6 protein-coding genes are annotated in these 3740 nt (G+C 37.2%); 4 read left to right on the top strand and 2 right to left on the bottom strand.

Annotated features, from left to right (window positions below; genetic code table 11):
- From ABDH28_07430 to panC, 4 genes are all read left to right on the top strand, one after another.
- Nucleotides 1-427 (top strand): FtsX-like permease family protein (locus ABDH28_07430; GenBank protein ID MEN2998845.1); only part of this gene is annotated, 427 nt, incomplete at its 5' end.
- A gap of 110 nt (nt 428-537) precedes the next feature.
- Nucleotides 538-825, top strand: a complete 288-nt coding sequence (gene gatC / locus ABDH28_07435; GenBank protein MEN2998846.1) for an Asp-tRNA(Asn)/Glu-tRNA(Gln) amidotransferase subunit GatC — start codon at nt 538-540, stop codon at nt 823-825.
- An 8-nt stretch (nt 826-833) separates the two neighbouring features.
- Nucleotides 834-1454: a glycerol-3-phosphate 1-O-acyltransferase PlsY gene (gene plsY, locus ABDH28_07440; protein ID MEN2998847.1), complete on the top strand. Its 621-nt coding sequence runs from the start codon at nt 834-836 to the stop codon at nt 1452-1454.
- Nucleotides 1451-2299: a pantoate--beta-alanine ligase gene (panC, locus tag ABDH28_07445; GenBank protein ID MEN2998848.1), complete on the top strand. Its 849-nt coding sequence runs from the start codon at nt 1451-1453 to the stop codon at nt 2297-2299. The genes plsY and panC overlap by 4 nt, the downstream gene beginning before the upstream one ends.
- Before the next feature lie 6 nt (nt 2300-2305).
- Here the strand turns inward: panC and ABDH28_07450 are convergent, their stop codons facing one another.
- Entirely contained in the window at nt 2306-2740 is a 435-nt protein-coding gene (locus ABDH28_07450) for a septum formation initiator family protein (GenBank protein MEN2998849.1), read from the bottom strand.
- A gap of 142 nt (nt 2741-2882) precedes the next feature.
- The gene (locus ABDH28_07455; GenBank protein MEN2998850.1) at nt 2883-3431 is read right to left on the bottom strand and encodes a 50S ribosomal protein L25; all 549 of its coding nucleotides are present in this window, start codon (nt 3429-3431) and stop codon (nt 2883-2885) included.
- Nucleotides 3432-3740: the final 309 nt, after the last annotated feature.

Consider the following 3740-nt stretch of genomic DNA (forward strand, 5'->3'; position numbering starts at 1 on the left):
ATATCAGTCAATACTGAATATGGTTCTAACGATAGTTCTGTTTGTAGTAATATTTGCAATAGCAAATACAATAACAATGAATATATACGACAGATTCAGGGAAATAGGCACAATAAGAGCAATAGGTGCTAAGAGAAAAACTGTAGTATTGCAGTTTGTGCTGGAGAGCGGATTGATGGGAGTCATAGGAACAATCTTGGGGCTTCTAGTGGGTGGTGTAATGGCGTTGACAATAAATCTAAGTGGAGGAATATACATACCACCACCGCCTGGAAACGTAGAAGGATACTACGCATTTATAAAGCCAAATCCTTTGGATGTTACTGTCTACTGCCTACTATTTCTGCTGGTTTCAGTAATAGCAAGCCTATTACCAGCATATAAAGCCTCAAGAATGAACATAGTAGATGCCTTGAGAACAGTCTAACACTGCACTACTAGAATAAGATCTCCAGAGAACTCTGTCTGAAAGACCAGAAGTAGTTTTTTGTCAAAGAGAACTTGAAATAGGCTTAACAGTATGTATATACTAAGTTTATGATCACAAAGGAAGTTGTTAAGAAGGTTGCAGAACTTTCAAAGCTCAGTTTCTCCGAAGAGGAGCTTGAGTCCTTCACCCAAGAATTTTCAAAAATTGTCTCCTTCGTTGAAATGATAAGTGAGTTAGATACTACAGGGGTTGAACCATCTCCCTATCCTATTGACATTATAAACGAGCCTAGAGAAGACATCGTCGTTCCAAGCGTGAAAGTAGAAAAGATTTTGAGCAATGCTCCTAAGAGGAAGGATGACTTTATAGTTGTTCCTAGGGTAGTTGAAAAGTAGGAGGCTCTATGTGGGACATAGTTTTTCTGTTAGTTTCCTTTTTGCTAGGAAGTATTCCTTTCGGCAAGATTGTTGCCTCTTTCAAAGGAAAGGATATAACTAAAGAGGGTAGCGGTAACATCGGAGCTACGAATGTTTTTAGAACAGTTGGTAAAGTGTGGGGAATAGTTGTGCTTATCCTTGACGCACTAAAGGGAGGAGTCCCAACTTTCGTTACCTTGTGGCTTTACAAAAACAACATTCTTCCTTTTTATTTACCTGAGGTCTATGTTTTCGCTGGTGTTTCAGCTATACTAGGACACACCTTTTCACCTTTTGTAGGATTTAGAGGAGGCAAGGGAGTTGCTACTTCTCTTGGAGTTTTCATAGTCTTAACACCAGTTGGAACCTTGGTAGGAGTTGTAGTATTTCTAATATCTTTGCTCATCTTTAGAATTGTATCAATAAGTTCAATCATTTCTTCAATTTCTGTATTCTCCTATCTTCTTGTGTCACTCATTGTTCAGGGGGAGATATTTAAAAACCTTTTACTGCTATTTACAGCTTTTGCGGTTATGCTACTGATAATTGTAAAACATATCCCTAACATTAGGAGATTGGTTAAAGGTGAGGAGAGAAGAATAGTATGAAAGTCATAGAGAAGCCAGACATAATTCAGAGGGAGATGATAAACTTGAAAAAGGAAGGTAAAAGTATTGGTTTTGTGCCGACTATGGGAGCATTACACGAAGGTCACCTATCTTTAGTAAGAAAAAGCAAAAGAGATAATAATATAACTGTTGTAAGTATATTTGTTAATCCTATTCAGTTTGGGCCTAGTGAGGATTTTGCGAGGTATCCTAGACAGCTAGATAAAGATAAGGAATTGCTTGAGAATGAAGGAGTTGATTACCTTTTCTGTCCATCAGTTGAGGATATGTATCCTAAAAACTACGAAACCTATGTGAATCTAGAGTCACTTCCGAACCACCTATGTGGACTCTCAAGACCTGGGCATTTTAGGGGAGTAGCAACTGTAGTTACTAAACTTTTTAACATAGTCCAACCCGATAAAGCCTATTTTGGGCAAAAAGATTACCAGCAGGCTCAGATAATTAAAAGAATGGCCAGAGATCTCAATTTCCCGATAGAAATAGTAGTTATGCCGATAGTTAGAGAACAGGACGGCCTTGCTATGAGTTCAAGAAACTCTTATCTATCACCCGAAGAGAGAAAAAATGCAGTTGTTCTATATAAGTCCCTTCAAAAGGCTAAAGAACTGATAAAAAATGGAGAAAGAGATGTATCCAAAATTAAACAGAAGATGAAGGAAATTATAGAATCAGTGCCCTCAAAGATTGATTACGTAGAAGTCGTCAATCCAGAAACCCTAGAGTCCTTGGATACCATACCCAAGGAAGGTGAAGTTGTAGTTGCAGTTGCAGTCTTTATAGGAAGCGCAAGATTAATAGATAACGAGATTGTTAAGATTTAGGGTACTCTAATTCCTACCTGACTTCTTACTCAAAACTCCTAGACTTACAGCAATCAAAAGTCCCAACTGAAACAGAAAAAGCCCTACCACTATCACCATTATCTTCAGTGAGTTTGCATTATCTAGCTCAGTTTTTCGCAATGTGTTTCTCTTTGCGTCGTCAAATCTAAAGATGTACTCATTTTCCTTAATGTTTATTCCAAATCCCTTAACTATTGAGTCAAGGTATTCCCGATCATTTTTCAACATCTCAATCCGTTTTTGCTTTTCTAAGTTGGAAAGCTCTAAGTCTCTAACTTGCTTTTTTAGATCCTCAACCCTCCTTTCTTTTTTCAAAGAATCCAGTATCCCACCTTTGGAGAAAATCAAAGAGAAAATAAAAGCTACTGTTGTCAAAAATAGGATAGCTAACAAAATCATAAGAGCTTTTTCTTCTTTCATACCTAAAGTTTCGGAAGAACATCAATCAGCGTTAGTTAGTAGCTTGCATCAAATATTGAAGAGCTTGCTAGAGAGTTTTTACTTTTAGCAGAGGTAAGAAGATCGCAAGTTTAGACCCATATGAGAATTCACAGGATAGGGATTACTTATATACTCCTGCTATGAAGGTATTTTCGTGATCCATTATTCTGTAAGGTATTTTATCCTTTATTTTGTAAACCACCAGAGTATCACCGACATCCATATCCGAGATATCTATCTTTATGCTTTGAGGGATTTCTTTAGCCTTTACTTTCACCTTGAGTGACCACAAACCCTTTCTGAATGTGCCACCAACTTTTACACCTTTTGCTGTTCCTACAAATTCTATCGGCACACTTACAACCACTTCTTCATCTCCAGTGACATATTGTAGATCAACATGGGATATTGTTCTTTTCAAGGGATGTATCTGCACTTCCTTTACGAATGCTTTCAATTTTTTTCCAGTATCCAGCTCTACCTCAAAAAGTCTGTTTTTACCAACTTTGTGCAAAAGCTTTTCAAACTCCAGATAGTCCACCACCACGTGTATATTTTCTTTCAGACCTTTTCCATAAATTACACATGGTAGAAGCCCTTTTTCTCTCAACTTCCTTGTTGATTCTTTACCTAGTTTATCTCTTACAGTAGCCTTTATGGAAGTTTCCATAATCCTCTCCTCGGAACAAAGAATTTACGAAGATTATGAATAAAAAAGATGCTTTTTTTCAACTGAAATCAACTGAAGTTTGTAGTAGAGTTTGGTAAAAATTAAAGTGAAATAACCTCCTCTTGCCTCGTAAAATAAAGGCAAAAGGAGGAATATATGAATCACAGAAAAACTATAAATCACTTCATCAAAAACTTTCTACTTGACCTTCCAACCAAGCTCAGGAAGAAGATAGCGAAAGTTGTCCTCTCACCACCTGTTCTTTTCTTCTCTACATCCAAACCTCCACCAACCCCTAATCAGATGCAT

It is taken from the genome of Brevinematia bacterium, assembly GCA_039630355.1.
In the GTDB taxonomy this organism is placed as follows: domain Bacteria; phylum Spirochaetota; class Brevinematia; order DTOW01; family DTOW01; genus SKYB106.

Bases quoted from the DNA above. Each gene is read 5' to 3' on its own strand.
- gatC (MEN2998846.1), top strand. From the start codon at position 538: ATGATCACAAAGGAAGTTGTTAAGAAGGTTGCAGAACTTTCAAAGCTC.
- plsY (MEN2998847.1), top strand. From the start codon at position 834: ATGTGGGACATAGTTTTTCTGTTAGTTTCCTTTTTGCTAGGAAGTATT.
- panC (MEN2998848.1), top strand. From the start codon at position 1,451: ATGAAAGTCATAGAGAAGCCAGACATAATTCAGAGGGAGATGATAAAC.
- ABDH28_07450 (MEN2998849.1), bottom strand. From the start codon at position 2,740: ATGAAAGAAGAAAAAGCTCTTATGATTTTGTTAGCTATCCTATTTTTG.
- ABDH28_07455 (MEN2998850.1), bottom strand. From the start codon at position 3,431: ATGGAAACTTCCATAAAGGCTACTGTAAGAGATAAACTAGGTAAAGAA.